Here is a 15,704-nt window from a genome sequence, read left to right as displayed (position 1 = left end):
GTGAGGGTAGTCACCCGGAGGCACGCCGTGCCGCCGTCGTCCCTCAGCCCCGGTCCGACGACGGGCCCTGCGCGGCGACCAGCTCGCGCAGGGCCTCCACCACCAGGGCGTGGTCGTCCTGCTGCGCCAGCCCCGAGACCGTCACGACGCCGACGATCCCCACCCCGGCGACACGCACCGGGAACGCGCCGCCGTGCGCGGCGTACTCCTGGAGCGAGAGGTCGTGGGTGGCGTTGAAGTCCGCCCCCTCGGCCCGTGCCTTCAGGCCCACCAGGTACGACGACGCGCCGAACCGGTAGACCACCCGCACCTTGCGCTCCACCCAGGAGTCGTTGTCCGGCGTCGTTCCCGGGCGCGCCGCGTGGAACACCTGCTGCGTCCCCTTGCGGATGTCGACCGTCACGGGGAGGTCCCGTTCGATCGCGAGTTCGGTGAGCCGGGAGCCCAGGCGCCAGGCGTCGTCGTGCGTGAAGGTGGTGAGGACCAGCTCGGCCTCCTGCTCGGTCACCTGGGTGATGGCCGTCTGCGCGTCGTCGTTCATGACGCCCATCATGGCGGATCGCACGCTCGCCACCGGTGCGCCGCTCACCGTGAATCCGCCGAGTTCGGCATGAGCGACGTCGCTATCGACGTCGTGGCGTGTGACGTCGATAGCGACGCCGGTGCGGCCCACGGGCCGGCGCGTCAGCGCACCCGCAGCCCGCCGTCGTCGTCCAGGCTCACCAGGACCCGCCGTTCCCAGTCCGGGTCGGGCTTCGGGTGGTCGGCGCGGAAGTGGCCGCCGCGGGACTCCGTGCGGAGCCACGCCGCGCGGGTCAGGGCGCGCGCCACCTGGTGCACGTTCGTGGTCTCCCACTCGGCGGCCTGCGGCTCGGCGACGACCTCGGCGGCGACGTGCGCGTCCGACCGGACCGCGGCCAGCCGCTCGTCGGTGCGCGCGAGCGACGACGCCGTGCGGATCACGCCCGACCCGTCCGACATCGCCTTCTGCACCCGGGACCGCGCCACCGCCGCGACGAGCCCGGTGCCGCCGGGCCGCGCCGCGGGCTCGGGCGCGTCCGACAGGTTCCCCGCCGCGTACCGCTCGGCGACGTCCCGCGCGGCCCGCTGCGCGAACACCAGCCCTTCCAGCAGCGAGTTGGATGCCAGCCGGTTCGCGCCGTGCACGCCCGTGCAGGCGACCTCCCCCACCGCGTACAGACCGGGCACCGAGGAGCGGCCCGTGAGGTCGGTCACGACACCGCCCGAGTGGTAGTGCTGGGCCGGGGCGACGGGCACCGGCTCCTCGGACCAGTCGATGCCGAGCTCGGCGAGGCGGCGCGTGATGGTCGGGAAGCGCCCCGAGAGGAACGTCCGGCCGAGGTGCCGGACGTCGAGCAGCACGTTGTCGGCGCCGGTCGCGCCCATCTGCCGGACGATGGCGTGCGCGACGACGTCACGCGGCGCCAGTTCCGCCATCTCGTGCACGCCGGGCATGAAGCGGTGGCCGTCGACGTCGAGCAGCAGCGCACCCTCGCCGCGCACGGCCTCGCTGATCAGCGGGAGCTGCCCCTTCGCCCCTGTCCCGAGCCACAGCACCGTCGGGTGGAACTGCACGAACTCGAGGTCACCGACCACCGCCCCGGCCCGCAGCGCGGCCGCGATCCCGTCACCCGTGGCACCGGCCGGGTTGGTGGACGACCGGAACACCTGCCCGATCCCGCCGGTCGCGAGGATCACCACGGGAGCGAGGACCGCGCCCACCCCGTCCCGGCTGCCCTCTCCCCGCACATGCAGGGTCACGCCGGCGACACGGCGCACGCCGCCACCGGCCGGCGCGGACGTGAGGATGTCCAGGACGAGGGCGTGCTCCACCACCTCGATGCCCGGGTCGTCACGGACCGCCTCGATCTGCGCGACCAGTGCGCGGGAGATCTCCGCGCCCGTCGCGTCGCCGCCCGCGTGGGCGATCCGGTCGGCGCGGTGACCGCCTTCCCGGGTGAGCGCGATGTCGCCCCCGGGGCCGGCGTCGAACACCGCGCCCCGCGCCACCAGCTCGCGCACCCGCTCCGGCCCCTCGGTGACCAGCACCTTCACCGCGTCGCGGTCGGAGAGTCCGCCGCCGGCGGCGAGCGTGTCCTGCAGGTGCGCCTCGGGGGTGTCCTGCGGGTCGAGCGCGGCGGCGATCCCTCCCTGCGCCCACACGGTCGAGCCGCTGGACAGCGCACCCTTGGTCACGAGCAGCACCCGGGGCACCCGCGTGCGCAGCTCGAGCGCGGCCGTGAGGCCGGCGATCCCGGAACCCACCACCACGGCGTCCACACGGGTGGTCCAGCCTGCCTCGGGTGCGGCCAGGGCCCGCGCGAGCCGCGCGGTGGGCAGCGTCATGCGCCGCGCGGCGTGGTGCCGTCGCCGGCCTCGCCCGCCATCCGGCCCGCGGCCGTCCGTACGAGCCCGGCCTGCTGGTACGGCTCGATCGGCAGGCCACTCTCGGTCAGGCCGTAACCGTCCGGCACGTGACCGGGCTCGTCGCTGCGCTCCACGATCCGGTTGTTCTCGTCCACGAACACCACGCTCGGCAGGAACGTGCGCGCGTCGGCGTCGGACAGCATCCCGTAGCCGATGATGATGACGATGTCGCCCGGGTCGACGAGGTGCGCCGCGGCGCCGTTGATGCAGATCTGCCCGGAACCCGGTTCGCCGGGGATCACGTAGGTGGTGAGCCGTGCGCCGTTGGTCACGTCGACGACGTCGACCTGCTGGCCCGGGATCAGGTCCACCGCGTCCAGCAGATCGGAGTCGACGGTGATGGATCCCACATAGTGCAGGTCGGCCTGAGTGACCGTGGCGCGGTGGATCTTGGCGATCATCATCGGCCGCTGCAGCGATGCCGGACGACGTACGGGTGCCCGGTGCGGGATGTCGTTCACGATGTCTGCCTCCTGGACTCTCGCGCCCGCCGCCACCCCGATCACCTACGTGACCTGCGACGACACCTCGACAGTCTGGTTGTCGATCAGTCTGGTCGTGCCCACCCGCGCCGCCACGAGAAGCAGGGCGGGACCCGAATGGTCATCGGGCACGTCATCAACGGTAATCGGATCGACGAGTGCGAGGTAGTCCACCTCGACCCCGGTGGCGGCGTTCAGGACCTCCGACGCCTCGCGCCGCACCTCGGCGGCCCCGCGGGCCCCGGCCTCCGCCCCGGCACGCAGCGCGCGGGACAGGGCGAGCGCGCGCTCCCGCTCGTCGCCGGACAGGTAGGCGTTGCGCGACGACAGGGCCAGGCCGTCCGCGTCACGCACCGTCGGGACGCCGACGATCTCGACGTCGAGGTCCAGGTCAGCCGCCATGCGGCGCACCGCCAGGAGCTGCTGGGCGTCCTTCTGCCCGAACAGCGCCACGTCCGGCCGCACCAGGTGCACGAGCTTGAGCACCACGGTCAGCACGCCGTCCATGTGCCCCGGCCGGAACTCGCCCTCCAGCACCTCACCGATCCGTCCCGCCGACACCCGCACGATCGGGTCGCCGTACGGGTAGACGGTGTCGGGCGCGGGCGCGAACACCACGTCGGCTCCCACGGAGGCCAGCTTCTCCACGTCGCCGGCCAGGTCGCGCGGGTAGGCCGCGAGATCCTCGCCCTCGCCGAACTGGAGCGGGTTCACGAAGATCGTCACGACCACCTGGCCACTCGCCCCGGCCACCTCCCGGGCCCGGCGCACCAGGTCCAGGTGGCCCTCGTGCAGCGCGCCCATGGTCATCACGACGGCTCGCCGGGCCGGGCCCTCGCCGGCCACGCTCGCGATCGGAGCCGACATCGTCCACCGCACGAGCGCCTCGCGCAGGTCCTGACGGGTGCGGGCCACCAGCGGACCCGCCGAGGCGCTTCCCGCGTCGCCACCCGGGGCGCCGGAGTCGTGCTCGCCCGCCGCTCCGGCGTCGTCGGTCATCGAGATCATCAGTGGTCCTTCCTCTCCGCGCGGGCGCGGTCCAGCGCGTCCAGCAGGGCGCTCGCCGCGTCGTCGCCGATGCGGTGACTCGCCAGGGCCCGGCGCGTCGCGCCGCGGGCGAGTTCGGCGTACCCGGCCGGGATGTCGGTCGCGCCGGTGCGCGCCGCGAGCTCCGCCAGCGCCTCCGTGTGGCGCTCCACGGTGCCGACGTCGCCCCGCGACACCGGCCCCGTCAGCGCCGTGATCGCTCCCGGCCCCCCGTTTCCCGCGACGTCAGCGGCTCGCGTCGCCGACTCCAGCGCCGCGCCCAGGAGCGGCGCGAGCACCCGGCCGGGCGCGGCGATCCCCGCCTCGCCCAGCGCCTGAGCGGCCTGTGCCACGAGCACCACCAGGTGGTTCGCGCCGTGCGCGAGCGCCGCGTGATAGAGCACGCGCGCCTCCTCCGGCACGATCACCGGCTCCCCGCCGATCTCCACCACGAGCGCCTGCCCGATCGGCTGCACCGCCGCCGGGGCCGTCACCGCGAACGTACTGCCCTCCAGCCGGGCCAGGTCCAGCGAGGTGCCCGTGAACGTCATCGCGGGGTGGATCGCGAGCGGGATCGCGCCGGCCGCACGCGCGGGTTCCAGCACCGCCGTCCCCGCCGCCCCCGACGTGTGGACCGCGAGCTGTCCCGGCTGCCACGCCCCGGTGTCGGCGAGTCCGGCCACGAGCGGTGCGAGGGCGTCGTCGGGCACCGCGAGCAGTACCAGCTCGGCGCGCTCCACCACCTGCGCCACCTCGCACACCGGCACACCGGGCAGCAGGGTGGCGATGCGCTCGCGCGACGCCTCGGAGATGCCGCTGGCACCGACGACGGTGTGACCCGCGGCCCGCAGCGCGCTGCCCAGGACCGCGCCGACCCGTCCGGCGCCCACGACGCCGACGCCCAGCCTGCCGGGCCGCGTCGCGGATTCCGCGGGGGGTTCGGGCGGTGTGGTCACCGGGGGGCCTCCATCCAGCGTTCGGGTCCGGCGTGGGCGCGCGCGCTGCGGGCCCGTGCCGCTTGTTCCTCCAGCAGCTCCGCCGCGTCGCCGGCGGCGATGTGGTGCACACCCGGGCTGACCGGCCCGGGGGTGGAGTGCACCTCGAACGAGGCGACCCCGAGCCGCCGTTGCAGGGGCCCCGCGGCGATGCCCAGGGACTGCGTCCGCTCGTGCGGCACCACCGTCAGGATGCGGTACAACCGCCCGCTGCGCAGCAACAGGGCACGTCCTGTCACGGCGAAGCCCTGCCGGCGCCAGCCGACCGGGTCCACCCAGACGGCGCTCTCCGGGCTGCCGGTGAAGGGACCGGGTGTCCGGGAGTCGCCGGACAGGCCGGCCTCCAGGACGGCACGGGGGTCGTCGATGCCCAGGTCGGGCAGCACGAGGGAGAGCACCGTCAGTGCCTCGTCCCGGGTGCCGACGGGCAGGAGCACGTTGGTCGTGCCGGAGTCGCTGTCCGCCGCGTACCCGGCGACGTTGACCTGGACGCGCCACCAGTCACGGCCCCGCCAGAGCAGACCCTGGGTGATCGACACCGCCTGCACCCGGCCGGGCGGAATGGTCTGCGCGCGCGTCTCGAGCAGGCCGTGCCGGAGCCGGATGCCGTCCGCGCTGATGGCCACCCGGAACGCGAACTCGGTGGAGAACCGGTTGAACAGGTATCCGCCGATGCCGATGAACGGCGCGATCACGGCGAACACGACCTGCGGGGTGCCCGTGACGACCACCGTCACGATCAGCCCGACGATGAAGGCCGCGAAGAAGATCGTCACGCCCGTACGCAGCAGCGAGGCGACCAGCCGCCCCATCGGGACCTCGAGGACAGGGCGCTCGGGCGCCTCCGGAGCGCCGGACGGCACGTCCGGTGTCGTCTCCGCGACGCCGGGATCGCCCGGGCCCGCTGTGCCCGGCACCCCGCCCGGTCCCTGCGCGGGGGCCGTCGTGGCCTTCAGGCCCGCGGCGCGCGCGAGGAGCTCGTTGCGCAGTTCGCTCGCGTCGGCGTCGCGGAGGTAGCCGATGGCGATGCCGGAGTCCGAGCCGCCCGCCACCTCGAGCCTGAGCTCGCTCAGCCCGAACAGCCGGGCGACGAGCGGCTGGCGGACGTCCACGGCCTGCAACCGGTCGAGGCGCGCGTGCCGCTGCTGCCGGAACACGACCCCGCGGCGCAGGTGGACCGTCTCGTCGCCGACGGCGTACGTGGTCATCCGCCAGGCCAGGACGGCGAACCCGAACCCGATCAGGCCGATGAGGACCAGTCCCAGCGGCACGGTCCACCAGTACGAGCTGGTGAGCAGGCCGACGACGCCGCCTTCGTTCGGGCCGCCGTCCAGCGTCTGCTGGCCGATGATGAACAGCGCACCGCCCAGCACCGCCCAGCCCCGCACCATGGGCGTGACCGGGTGCACCCGGCGCCAGCGGAGTGCCGCGTCCCGGTCCGGCACCTGCTCCGGCGTCGTCCCCGGCGCGTTCACAGGCCCGCCAGCCGGGCCTCACCGCGGGAGGCGAGCCGATCGCGCAGCCGCGCCGCCTCCTCCGGGGACAGGCCGGGGATCTGTGCGTCGGTACCCACCGAAGCGGTGTGGAGCTGGACCTTCGCCAGCCCGAGCTTGCGGTCCAGCGGGCCGGCCTCGACGTCCACGTACTGCATGCGCCCGTACGGGACCACGGTGAGCGAGCGGAACAGGATGCCCTTGCGGATCAGCAGGTCGTCCTCGCGTTCCGCGTAGCCGATGGCGCGCACCTGCCGCGGGACGACGATCGCCGTCCACGCCAGGAGCCCCGCGGATGCCCCGGCGAGCAGCCAGAACCACGGGGAGAGGATCAGGGCCAGGACCACGCCGACCACGATGGGGACGGCGAACGTGATCGTCGCCGGGATGAGGCGCGCGGCGGTCAGACGGGTCGAGACCCGGCTCCAGGTCACGTCGGCCGGGTCGAACGGGCTGGTCATGATGTCATCCTCGCACGGCCGCGGCAGGTCTCGGCGGAGACGGCGACGAGCGGGCCCGCACCCTCCGGGTTCGCCTCAGGCGGTCGCCGTCGAACCGTCCGTGTCGCTCTCCTTGCCGCCCGACGGCGGCAGCTGGCAGAACCTCTCCACCACGAGCCCGACGACGGACAGCCCCACGGCGCACACGACGGCGACGGCCGCCGCGATCGCCTTGTCCCGGCGCGGCTCGACCGCCAGGTCCGGCAGCACGAGCAGCACCTGCGCGAGGTACCAGCCGCCGAGGAGCGCCCCCGTCAGCGCCGCGGCCTTCGCGAGCACGAGCGTTCGCGCCGCACGGAGACCGTCCAGCGACGGACGGTCCCCCTTCTGGTAGGCGCGCACCGTCCAGCCGAACCGGAACACCGCGGCCGCCAACACCACGATCGCCACGTCGACGAGCCACGGCACCATCGGCAGGTACACGCCGTTGGCCTCCAGCGAGCGCAGCACCGGCCAGCCCACGACGGCGACGCCGACGAGGACCGCGACGAGGGTGACGACGGAGGTACGCCGCATCTCAGCCGCGATGCCCGTGCTCGTCCGTCCGGACCGGGGCCCAGGCGGGGCGGTCGTCGGCGGGCTGCGTCCGCTGCCGGTCACCCGCCGTCTGGTTCACCGGAGCGAACGGGACATCTCCCGGATGCGGCCGCACCGGGGCGAACACCGGGTGGGCCGGCTCGACCGGAACCTGTTCCAGGGAGAGGTCGTGATGAGCCGTCTCACGCACCGCGGGCGGTACGAGCGGCGCGGCAGGTGGCGTGTGCGGCGCCCGGGCGCCGGGGTCGTCGGTCACGGGCGCCTGCGGGGCGGGCACCAGCGCTTCCTCCGGCGGCGGCACCGCGCCCGACATCTGCGGATGCGGCACGCCGTCGGGTCCGAAACCTTGCGGATGCGCCGCGGGCGCCCCGTTCTGCGGCGGCTGGAACGCGTCCTGCTGCGGGAACGGGTCCTGCGCCTGCTGCTGGTACGGGCCGCCCGGACCCTGGCCGGCCTGCGGGCCGCCGTGGAAGGCCTGCTCGTGCGCCGTCCGGTCCTGGTGGGCGTGCTGTTCCGGGACCTGCTGGTCCTGGGACGGCGCGGGCTGCGACGGCGCCGGCGGGTCGTACGGGCGGTGGGACGCGGTCGGCTGCGGCTCGACGTCGCCCGTCGGGTCGGCGCCCGAGTGCGACTCGGTCAGCCAGTCCAGCGCGAGCCAGCGGATGCCCTGCCGGTCCTCCGCCGTCGCCGCGAGCTGTGCGACGGGGCCGCCCCCCAGGCCGGGCAGCACCGCGTCCGGCTTGAGCTGGGACCACGGCTCCAGCACGAACGCCCGCTCGTGGGCTCGCGGGTGCGGCACCTCGAGGTCGTCCGCGGACGCCGTGAGCAGCCCGTAGGTGATGATGTCGATGTCGAGGCTGCGCGGCCCCCAGTGCTCCTCGCGGGTGCGGCCGTGCGCGTACTCGATGGCCTGGCAGGCGTGCAGCAGGCCACGAGGCGCCAGGCTCGTCCGCGCCACGACCACCGCGTTGAGGTAGTCGGGCTGCTCGGGTCCGCCGACGGCGGCCGTGCGGGCGAGCGGCGAGACCTCCGTGATCTGCAGGCCCGTGATCCGGTCCAGGTCCATCACGGCGGCGCGCAGGGTCGCCTGCGGGTCGCCGAGGTTGGCACCGAGCGCGAGCACCACCTCGACGGGTTCGGCCGGGGCCTCGTCGAGCCGGTCCTCGGGCGTCGATCGCTGCCCGACGCCGTTCACCGGGGCGGGCTGCTCGGCGAATCCGGCCTGGGCCTGCCCGGCGAACGCTGCCGGATCCTGTTCGGCGAAGGCTGCCTGCTGGTCCTGCTCGGGCTGGAACTGCTGCCGGGTCTCCTGCGGGAACTCGGGCTGGTACACCTCGGGCTGGTAGGCGTCCGGCTGGTACGACTCGGACTCGTACTGCTCGGGCTGGTACTGCTGCTCGGGCTGGTACCGGTCGTCCGGCTGGTACCGCTCGTCCGTCCGGTACTGCTCGTCCGTCCGGTACTGCTCGGCACCCGGGACGGCGGCATCCGGTGCCGGTGCCTCGGCCGCCGCGGCGAACCCGTGCGCCTGGGCCGCGGCCGGGTCGTAGGCCGGACGGCGGGCGATCGCTTCGTCCTCGACGGGTCGCGCGGGGGCGTCCGCGTGCGGCTCGAAGGCGGGCACGCCGTGCTCCACCGAGGGAACCCCGTCGATCATGCCCGCGTCCTGAGGCTGGGGCTCGACGGCCTCGGCCACCGGCGCCGCCTGGTCCGCCGCCGGAGCACCGGCGTGCTCGAACCCGTTCTGGTGCCGGTCGTGTCCCTCGACCGCACCGACGGGGTCGGCCGGCGTGATCTCCGGGATCACGAGGTTCTCCCCCGACACGGGTGTGTCCGCGGCGGCCTCGGCAGACCACCCGGCCGGCTCGGCGCCCGGAGCCGCGTCGCCCGCCGTGAGGTCCGCGATCGGTGCGGTCAGCGGGTCGACTGCCGGAGCCGCCGGCCGGTCCGCCGTCGTCGGCTCCACGGACTCGGCCCGCTCGGGCTGGGCGAACTCACCCGCCGCGGCGTGCGGGTCGGCGGCCTCGGCCGCCCACCGGTCCACGGGCGAGGCCTCGGCGGCGAACGCAGCAGCGCCCACCACCGGCGGCACCGCGACGCGGTCACGACGGATCGAGACCTCCACGTCGGTGAACGAGACCGGGATCGGGGCCTGCGGCTTGTGCACGGTCACGTCGACCGCCCGCACCGGCTCGTGCCCCAGCGCGGCCGCGGCGATGCGCTCGGCCAGCGTCTCGATGAGGTCGACCGGCTCCCCCACGAGCACGTCGTGGGCCTCCTGGGCCACGTCCGCGTAGCTGACCGTGGCGCGCAGGTCGTCGCCCTCGGCGGCCGCACGGGTGTCGACGTGCAGCACGACGTCGGCCCGGAACTCCTGGCCTGTCGCGCGCTCTGACGCCAGCACTCCGTGGCGTCCGCGCCCGTTGACTCCCGTGATCCGGATCTGGTCCAGTGGTCGTCCGTCCGGACCCGGCACCGCTCCCGCAAAGTTGGTCACCGTGGGCTCCCCCCGTGATCGTCGCACGTCTGAGAATCCTGCCAGGTCCGCGCAAGTCCCCCGGCACCCGTTCCGTCGTCTGTGAGAGAATCCACGGACTTGTCCGTGAAGTCTCCCGAAGCTCTCCCCCACGCGTCCGCCACTCGCACCGCGTCGGCGGACGCACGGACCGCGTGCACCCGCACGCACCAGGCGCCCGCGGCCGCGGAGAGCGCGGACACGGCCGCCGTCGCGTCATCGCGCGCCCGCGGCGGAACGGGGTCGCCGTCCGGCCGGGCCAGCAGATGCCCCAGGAATCTCTTGCGCGACGCCCCGACCAGCACCGGCCGGCCGAGCCCGCCGAGGGCGTCCAGATGTGCCAGCAGCGGCCAGTTCAGCGCGCCCGCCTTGGCGAATCCGAGACCGGGGTCGAGCACGATCTGCGCAGCATCCACACCTGCCCCCACCAGAGCATCCATGCGGGCGGAGAGTTCGTCACGAACGTCGGCGACGACGTCGTCGTACTTCTCGAGACTGTCCATCACGTCCGCGTGCCCGCGCCAGTGCATGGCGACGTAGGGCACGCCCAGCTCGGCCACCGCGCGGGCCATACCGGGGTCGGCGAGGCCGCCCGAGACGTCGTTCACGACGCGCGCCCCCGCCGCCACCGCACGCTCGGCGACCGCGGCGCGCGTGGTGTCCACGGAGACGATCGCCCCGCGCGCGGACAGCGCCTCGATCACCGGCAGCACGCGCGCCAGCTCCTGGTCCTGCGGGACGCGGGCCGCGCCGGGCCGCGTGGACTCCCCTCCGACGTCCAGGACGTCCGCACCCTCGCCGAGCAGTTCCAGGCCGTGCGCGACGGCGGTGTCCGGCTCGAACCACTCGCCGCCGTCGGAGAACGAGTCGGGCGTCACGTTGACCACGCCCATCACCAGCGTGCGTCCCACGCCGGACAGCTCCGGCAGCCCGGCGACCTCCGCGTCGCGCGCGTCCAGGGTGGCACCCATGGTCACTTCCCGATGATCAGGCTCATCGCCTCGGCACGCGTCACGGCATCGCGCATCTGGCCGCGTACGGCCGACGTCACGGTGCGCGACCCCGGCTTGCGCACGCCGCGCATGGACATGCACAGGTGCTCGCACTCCACCACCACGATCACGCCGCGAGGCTTGAGGATCTTCATCAGCGAGTCGGCGATCTGGCTGGTCATCCGCTCCTGCACCTGCGGACGCCGGGCGTACACCTCCACCAGCCGGGCCAGCTTGCTCAGTCCCGTGATGCAGCCGTCCTCGTTGGGGATGTACCCCACGTGCGCGACCCCGTGGAACGGCACCAGGTGGTGCTCGCACGTCGAGTAGACCTCGATGTCCTTGACCAGGACCATCTCCTCGTGCCCGAGGTCGAACGTGGTGGTGAGCACGTCCTCCGGCTCCTGGCGCAGTCCCGAGAAGGTCTCCGCGTACGCCCGTGCCACGCGCGCCGGGGTGTCCTGCAGGCCCTCGCGGTCCGGGTCCTCGCCCACGGCGATCAGCAGTTCCCGGACGGCGGCCTCGACCCGCGCGGCGTCGTACGGCGGGACGTCCGCCGCGGGCCGCCCGACCGTGGCGGCCGGGGAGATCGGGCCGGAACTCATCCCGACACCACCGGGCCGCCGGAGGCCTCGTCCTGGACGACGCCGGCCTCGGGCACCTCGGCGACGCCGTTCCGCGCCGCCTTGTCGGGCATGGCCACCGGGCCCCGCGTGTGCACCGCGCGCTGCTCGCTCGAGAGCCACACGTCGCGGGCCTCGCGCTTCACGACCGGAGCGAAGACCTCCTCCAGCTCCTTCTGGTTCAGCGTCTCCTTCTCGAGGAGGCGCAGCACGAGGTCGTCGAGCACGTCGCGGTACTCGGAGAGCACCTCCCACGCCTCGTCGTGCGCGGCCTCGATGAACCTGCGCACCTCCTCGTCGACGGTGGCCGCCACGGCCTCCGAGTAGTCACGCTCGTGCCCGTAGTCACGCCCGAGGAACGGCTCGCCGTTGCTCGACCCGAGCTTGATCGCGCCCACCCGCTCGCTCATGCCGTACTCGGTGACCATCTTGCGCGCGGTGGCGGTCGCCTTCTCGATGTCGTTCCCGGCGCCCGTCGTGGGGTCGTGGAAGACGATCTCCTCGGCGACCCGGCCGCCCATCGCGTACGCGAGCTGATCCAGGAGCTCGTTGCGCGTGGTGGAGTACTTGTCCTCGAGAGGCATGACCATCGTGTAGCCGAGGGCACGGCCACGCGGCAGGATCGTCACCTTCGTCACCGGGTCGGTGTACCGCATGGCGGCCGCCACCAGCGCGTGCCCACCCTCGTGGTACGCGGTGATCTTCTGCTCCTTGTCGTTCATCATGCGGGTGCGCTTCTGCGGGCCGGCGACCACGCGGTCGATGGCCTCGTCCAGGGCGCGGTCGTCGATGAGCTGGGCACCGCTGCGCGCGGTGAGCAGCGCCGCCTCGTTGAGCACGTTGGCCAGGTCCGCGCCGGTGAAGCCCGGGGTCCTGCGGGCCACGGCGACGAGGTCGACCTCCTCGACCATGGGCTTGCCCGCCGAGTGCACCTTGAGGATCGCCTCGCGGCCCTTGAGATCCGGGGCCTCGACCGCCACCTGGCGGTCGAAGCGGCCCGGACGCAGCAGCGCCGGGTCGAGGATGTCGGGGCGGTTGGTCGCGGCGATGAGGATGACGTTCGTCTTCACGTCGAAGCCGTCCATCTCGACCAGCATCTGGTTGAGCGTCTGCTCGCGCTCGTCGTGCCCGCCGCCCATGCCCGCGCCGCGGTGACGGCCGACGGCGTCGATCTCGTCCACGAAGATGATCGCCGGGGAGTTCGTCTTCGCCTGCTCGAACAGGTCGCGCACGCGGGACGCGCCCACGCCGACGAACATCTCGACGAAGTCGGAGCCGGAGATGGAGTAGAAGGGCACGCCCGCCTCGCCCGCGACCGCGCGCGCGATGAGGGTCTTACCGGTGCCGGGCGGGCCGTAGAGCAGCACGCCCTTGGGGATCTTCGCGCCGACCGCCTGGAACTTGGCGGGCTCCTGCAGGAACTCCTTGATCTCCTGGAGCTCCTCGACGGCCTCGTCCACGCCCGCGACGTCGGCGAACGTCACCTGCGGCATGTCCTTGCTGATCAGCTTCGCCTTGGACTTGCCGAAGCCCATGACCCGGTTGCCGCCACCCTGCATCCGGGACAGCAGGAACCAGAACAGCAGGCCGATCACGAGGAACGGGATGAGCACCGAGAACATCGAGCCCCAGAAGCTCGGCTGAGGCACCTCGGAGTTGTAGCCGAGCTCCGGGTCCGCCTCCTTGACCGCGGTGACGACCTCCTCGCCCTGCGGCTCCACGTAGAAGAACTCGACGCTCTTCCCGTGCTCGACCTCCTCCTGCTCCTCGCCCTCCTCGGCCGTGAAGTCCTCGGAGAGCTCGAGCTCGACCCGCTGCTCGCCGTCGACCACGAGCGCTTTGGTGACGGTGTTGCCGTCCAGCAACGCCAGGCCCTGGGCCGTGGTGATGCGCGAGACCTGCGGCTGCAGCAGGGACGTCAGTGCCAGCGAGAGCACGACGAGGGCAAGGATCACCCAGATGATCGGCCCGCTCAGAAACTTCTTGATGTTCATCGGTGACGGGGTGAGGCCCCGCATCCCTCCGCTCGAGGCAAGTGTTGTCGTTCGAAACTACACGGAAACCCTGAGGGTTCCCGCCGCGTTTCGCCGAGAGCGCGACGCGCGCTCAGCCGCCGTACACGTGCGGCGCCAGAGTGGCAACGAACGGCAGGTTCCGATAGTTCTCGGCGTAGTCCAAGCCGTAACCCACCACGAATTCGTTCGGGATGTCGTGTCCGAGGTACTTCACGGTGACATCGGTCTGCGCCGCGTCCGGTTTGCGCAACATGGCCGCGATCTCCACCGACGCCGGACCGCGCGACTTCAGGTTCGACACCAGCCAGGACAGCGTCAGGCCGGAATCGATGATGTCCTCGACGATGAGCACGTTCCGCCCGCTGAGATCCGAGTCCAGGTCCTTGAGAATGCGCACGACGCCGGAGGACTTCGTGCCCGACCCGTAGCTCGAGACCGCCATCCAGTCCATCGTGATCGGATGGTGCAGGCGCCGCGACAGGTCCGCCATCACCATGACGGCACCCTTCAGCACGCCGACGAGGAGCAGGTCCCTGCCCGCGTAGTCCTCGTCGATCTTCGCCGCCATCTCGTCCAGCTTCTTGCCGATGTCCTCCTCGCTCAGGAGGATCTTCTCGAGGTCGGTGCCGACGTCGGACTGGTCCACTGCTCGCTCCAGGGTTGGTGATCTACGCACGCTCTCGGCGCAGGAAAAGCCTGCCACACGAGCGCTCCACCCGTGCGCCACCCGGGAGGTGGGCGGGACCCTGCCCCCGCCACGCGACCACGAGCGCGTCGAGTGCCTCGAGGTGCCGCGCGGTCGTGGGGGCCGCGGTGACCTCGTGCGCCGCGAGCCGCAATGTCCGACGCCGGACTGCCGCGGGCGCGGACTCGAGCACCGTGACGTCGAGCACGACGCCGTCGCGACCATCGGGGTCGGTGTCGGCGGGAACCTCGGCGTCGGGTCCGGCATCGGGTCCGGCATCGGGTCCGGCATCGGGTCCGGCGTCCGCTCCGGCCGCACCTCCGGCCTCGGCGTCCGCTCCGGGCCGTGCCCCGGGGACTTCCGTGCGGCGGGCCCGGGCGAGGAGGTCCGCCGCCAGGGCGTCGAGTACGTCCGCGTCGTCGCGGAGCTGGCCGGCGCTGCGCGCCAGGGCCTCCGCGATGCCGGGACCGAGCACGTCCTCCAGGACCGGCAGCGCGGCTCCCCGGACGCGCGAGCGCAGCGGGGCGTCGTCGTCGACGGCGAGGTTCGTCGGGTCCACCCAGTAGTCCAGGCCCGACGCCGCACAGACCGCCTCCGTCTCCGCCCGACGCAGTTCGAGGAACGGCCGCCGGTACTTGTCCCGCGCGGCCGGCATCCCCGCGAGCGACCTCGCCCCCGCACCGCGCGCGAGCCCGAGCAGCACCTGTTCGGCCTGGTCGTCGAGGGTGTGCCCGAGCAGCACGAGGTCGGCCCCGGTCTCGGCCGCGACCTTCTCCAGCACCGCGTACCGCGCCTCCCGGGCGGCGGCCTCGGGCCCAGGGCTCCGCAGCGCCCGCCGCGGCGTCGTCCCCCGCACCACGACGGGGTCGAGTCCGAGGCCTCGGCACTGTTCGGCGGCACGCGCGGCGACGTCGTCGGACCCCACCTGCAAGCCGTGGTCGACGACGACCGCACCCGCTCGCACCCCGTGCGCCCGAACCCGTACCGACCGGCCCACGCGCGGCGCCTCGTGCGCGAGCGCGGCCGCGAGCGCGAGACTGTCGGCCCCGCCGGAGCACGCCACGAGCACCAGGGACCCGGCGGGCAGCCCCGCGAGAACCTCCCGAACGGCAGCCCGCGCCCGTCTCACGCCCGACTCGACCTGTGCCACGGACTCACCCCCGACACTCCCTCCACCGTGAACCGGCGCCGAACCGCAACCACGTCCTGGTTTGTTCCGTCGAACCGCACGGACACGCCCGCAATCCTCGGACTTCCGCGGCGTGTCTTGCGGTTCGAGGGAGGGAACCGGGACGTGGTTGCGGGTCGGCGGAGGGAACCGGGATGTGGTTGCGGGTCGGCGGAGGAAACCAGGACGCCGTTGCGGGTCGGCGGAGCGGACCAAGCCCACATT

At 73.5% G+C, this 15,704-nt stretch carries 14 protein-coding genes; all 14 read right to left on the bottom strand.

The window, feature by feature from the left end; all coding sequences use genetic code 11:
• Window positions 1-43 precede the first annotated feature (43 nt).
• The gene (locus EDD34_RS01715; RefSeq protein WP_123816256.1) at window positions 44-541 is read right to left on the bottom strand and encodes a heme-degrading domain-containing protein; all 498 of its coding nucleotides are present in this window, start codon (window positions 539-541) and stop codon (window positions 44-46) included.
• 143 nt (window positions 542-684) lie between these two features.
• A complete protein-coding gene (locus tag EDD34_RS01710) occupies window positions 685-2,367 on the bottom strand; it encodes an L-aspartate oxidase (protein ID WP_123813036.1) in 1,683 nt (560 codons plus the stop codon).
• Complete coding sequence (gene panD, locus EDD34_RS01705; protein ID WP_123816255.1) at window positions 2,364-2,852, bottom strand: aspartate 1-decarboxylase; 489 nt, start codon at window positions 2,850-2,852, stop codon at window positions 2,364-2,366. The genes EDD34_RS01710 and panD overlap by 4 nt, the downstream gene beginning before the upstream one ends.
• Before the next feature lie 102 nt (window positions 2,853-2,954).
• Window positions 2,955-3,929, bottom strand: coding sequence for a pantoate--beta-alanine ligase (panC, locus tag EDD34_RS01700; RefSeq protein WP_123816254.1), 975 nt, complete (start codon window positions 3,927-3,929; stop codon window positions 2,955-2,957).
• Between the two features lie 8 nt (window positions 3,930-3,937).
• Window positions 3,938-4,912 carry a Rossmann-like and DUF2520 domain-containing protein gene (locus EDD34_RS01695; protein WP_123813035.1) on the bottom strand — a complete coding sequence of 325 codons (975 nt, stop codon included), beginning with the start codon at window positions 4,910-4,912 and terminating at the stop codon, window positions 3,938-3,940.
• The gene (locus tag EDD34_RS01690) at window positions 4,909-6,426 is read right to left on the bottom strand and encodes a PH domain-containing protein (RefSeq protein WP_246012138.1); all 1,518 of its coding nucleotides are present in this window, start codon (window positions 6,424-6,426) and stop codon (window positions 4,909-4,911) included. Before EDD34_RS01690 ends, EDD34_RS01695 begins: the two co-directional genes overlap by 4 nt.
• Window positions 6,423-6,905 (bottom strand): PH domain-containing protein, encoded by a 483-nt coding sequence (locus EDD34_RS01685; RefSeq protein ID WP_123813034.1) that lies wholly within the window; start codon window positions 6,903-6,905, stop codon window positions 6,423-6,425. The genes EDD34_RS01690 and EDD34_RS01685 overlap by 4 nt, the downstream gene beginning before the upstream one ends.
• 75 nt (window positions 6,906-6,980) lie before the next feature.
• Window positions 6,981-7,460, bottom strand: coding sequence for a DUF3180 domain-containing protein (locus EDD34_RS01680; protein ID WP_123813033.1), 480 nt, complete (start codon window positions 7,458-7,460; stop codon window positions 6,981-6,983).
• A gap of 1 nt (window position 7,461) precedes the next feature.
• Window positions 7,462-9,978 (bottom strand): 2-amino-4-hydroxy-6-hydroxymethyldihydropteridine diphosphokinase, encoded by a 2,517-nt coding sequence (gene folK / locus EDD34_RS01675; protein WP_246012137.1) that lies wholly within the window; start codon window positions 9,976-9,978, stop codon window positions 7,462-7,464.
• On the bottom strand, window positions 9,975-10,967 hold the full coding sequence (gene folP, locus EDD34_RS01665; protein ID WP_123813032.1) for a dihydropteroate synthase: 993 nt from the start codon (window positions 10,965-10,967) through the stop codon (window positions 9,975-9,977). The genes folK and folP overlap by 4 nt, the downstream gene beginning before the upstream one ends.
• A 2-nt stretch (window positions 10,968-10,969) precedes the next feature.
• Entirely contained in the window at window positions 10,970-11,593 is a 624-nt protein-coding gene (folE, locus tag EDD34_RS01660) for a GTP cyclohydrolase I FolE (protein WP_123813031.1), read from the bottom strand.
• Window positions 11,590-13,605 carry an ATP-dependent zinc metalloprotease FtsH gene (gene ftsH, locus EDD34_RS01655; protein ID WP_123813030.1) on the bottom strand — a complete coding sequence of 672 codons (2,016 nt, stop codon included), beginning with the start codon at window positions 13,603-13,605 and terminating at the stop codon, window positions 11,590-11,592. The genes folE and ftsH overlap by 4 nt, the downstream gene beginning before the upstream one ends.
• A gap of 112 nt (window positions 13,606-13,717) precedes the next feature.
• A complete protein-coding gene (gene hpt, locus EDD34_RS01650; protein WP_123813029.1) occupies window positions 13,718-14,272 on the bottom strand; it encodes a hypoxanthine phosphoribosyltransferase in 555 nt (184 codons plus the stop codon).
• Window positions 14,273-14,294: 22 nt separating this feature from the next.
• Window positions 14,295-15,461 (bottom strand): tRNA lysidine(34) synthetase TilS, encoded by a 1,167-nt coding sequence (gene tilS / locus EDD34_RS01645; RefSeq protein WP_123813028.1) that lies wholly within the window; start codon window positions 15,459-15,461, stop codon window positions 14,295-14,297.
• Window positions 15,462-15,704 lie beyond the last annotated feature (243 nt).

Origin of the sequence: Myceligenerans xiligouense, from assembly GCF_003814695.1 — a bacterium.
In the GTDB taxonomy this organism is placed as follows: Bacteria; Actinomycetota; Actinomycetes; order Actinomycetales; family Cellulomonadaceae; genus Myceligenerans; species Myceligenerans xiligouense.
Note: the sequence above shows the minus strand (reverse complement) of the source record. Positions and strands in the feature narration are given on the sequence as shown.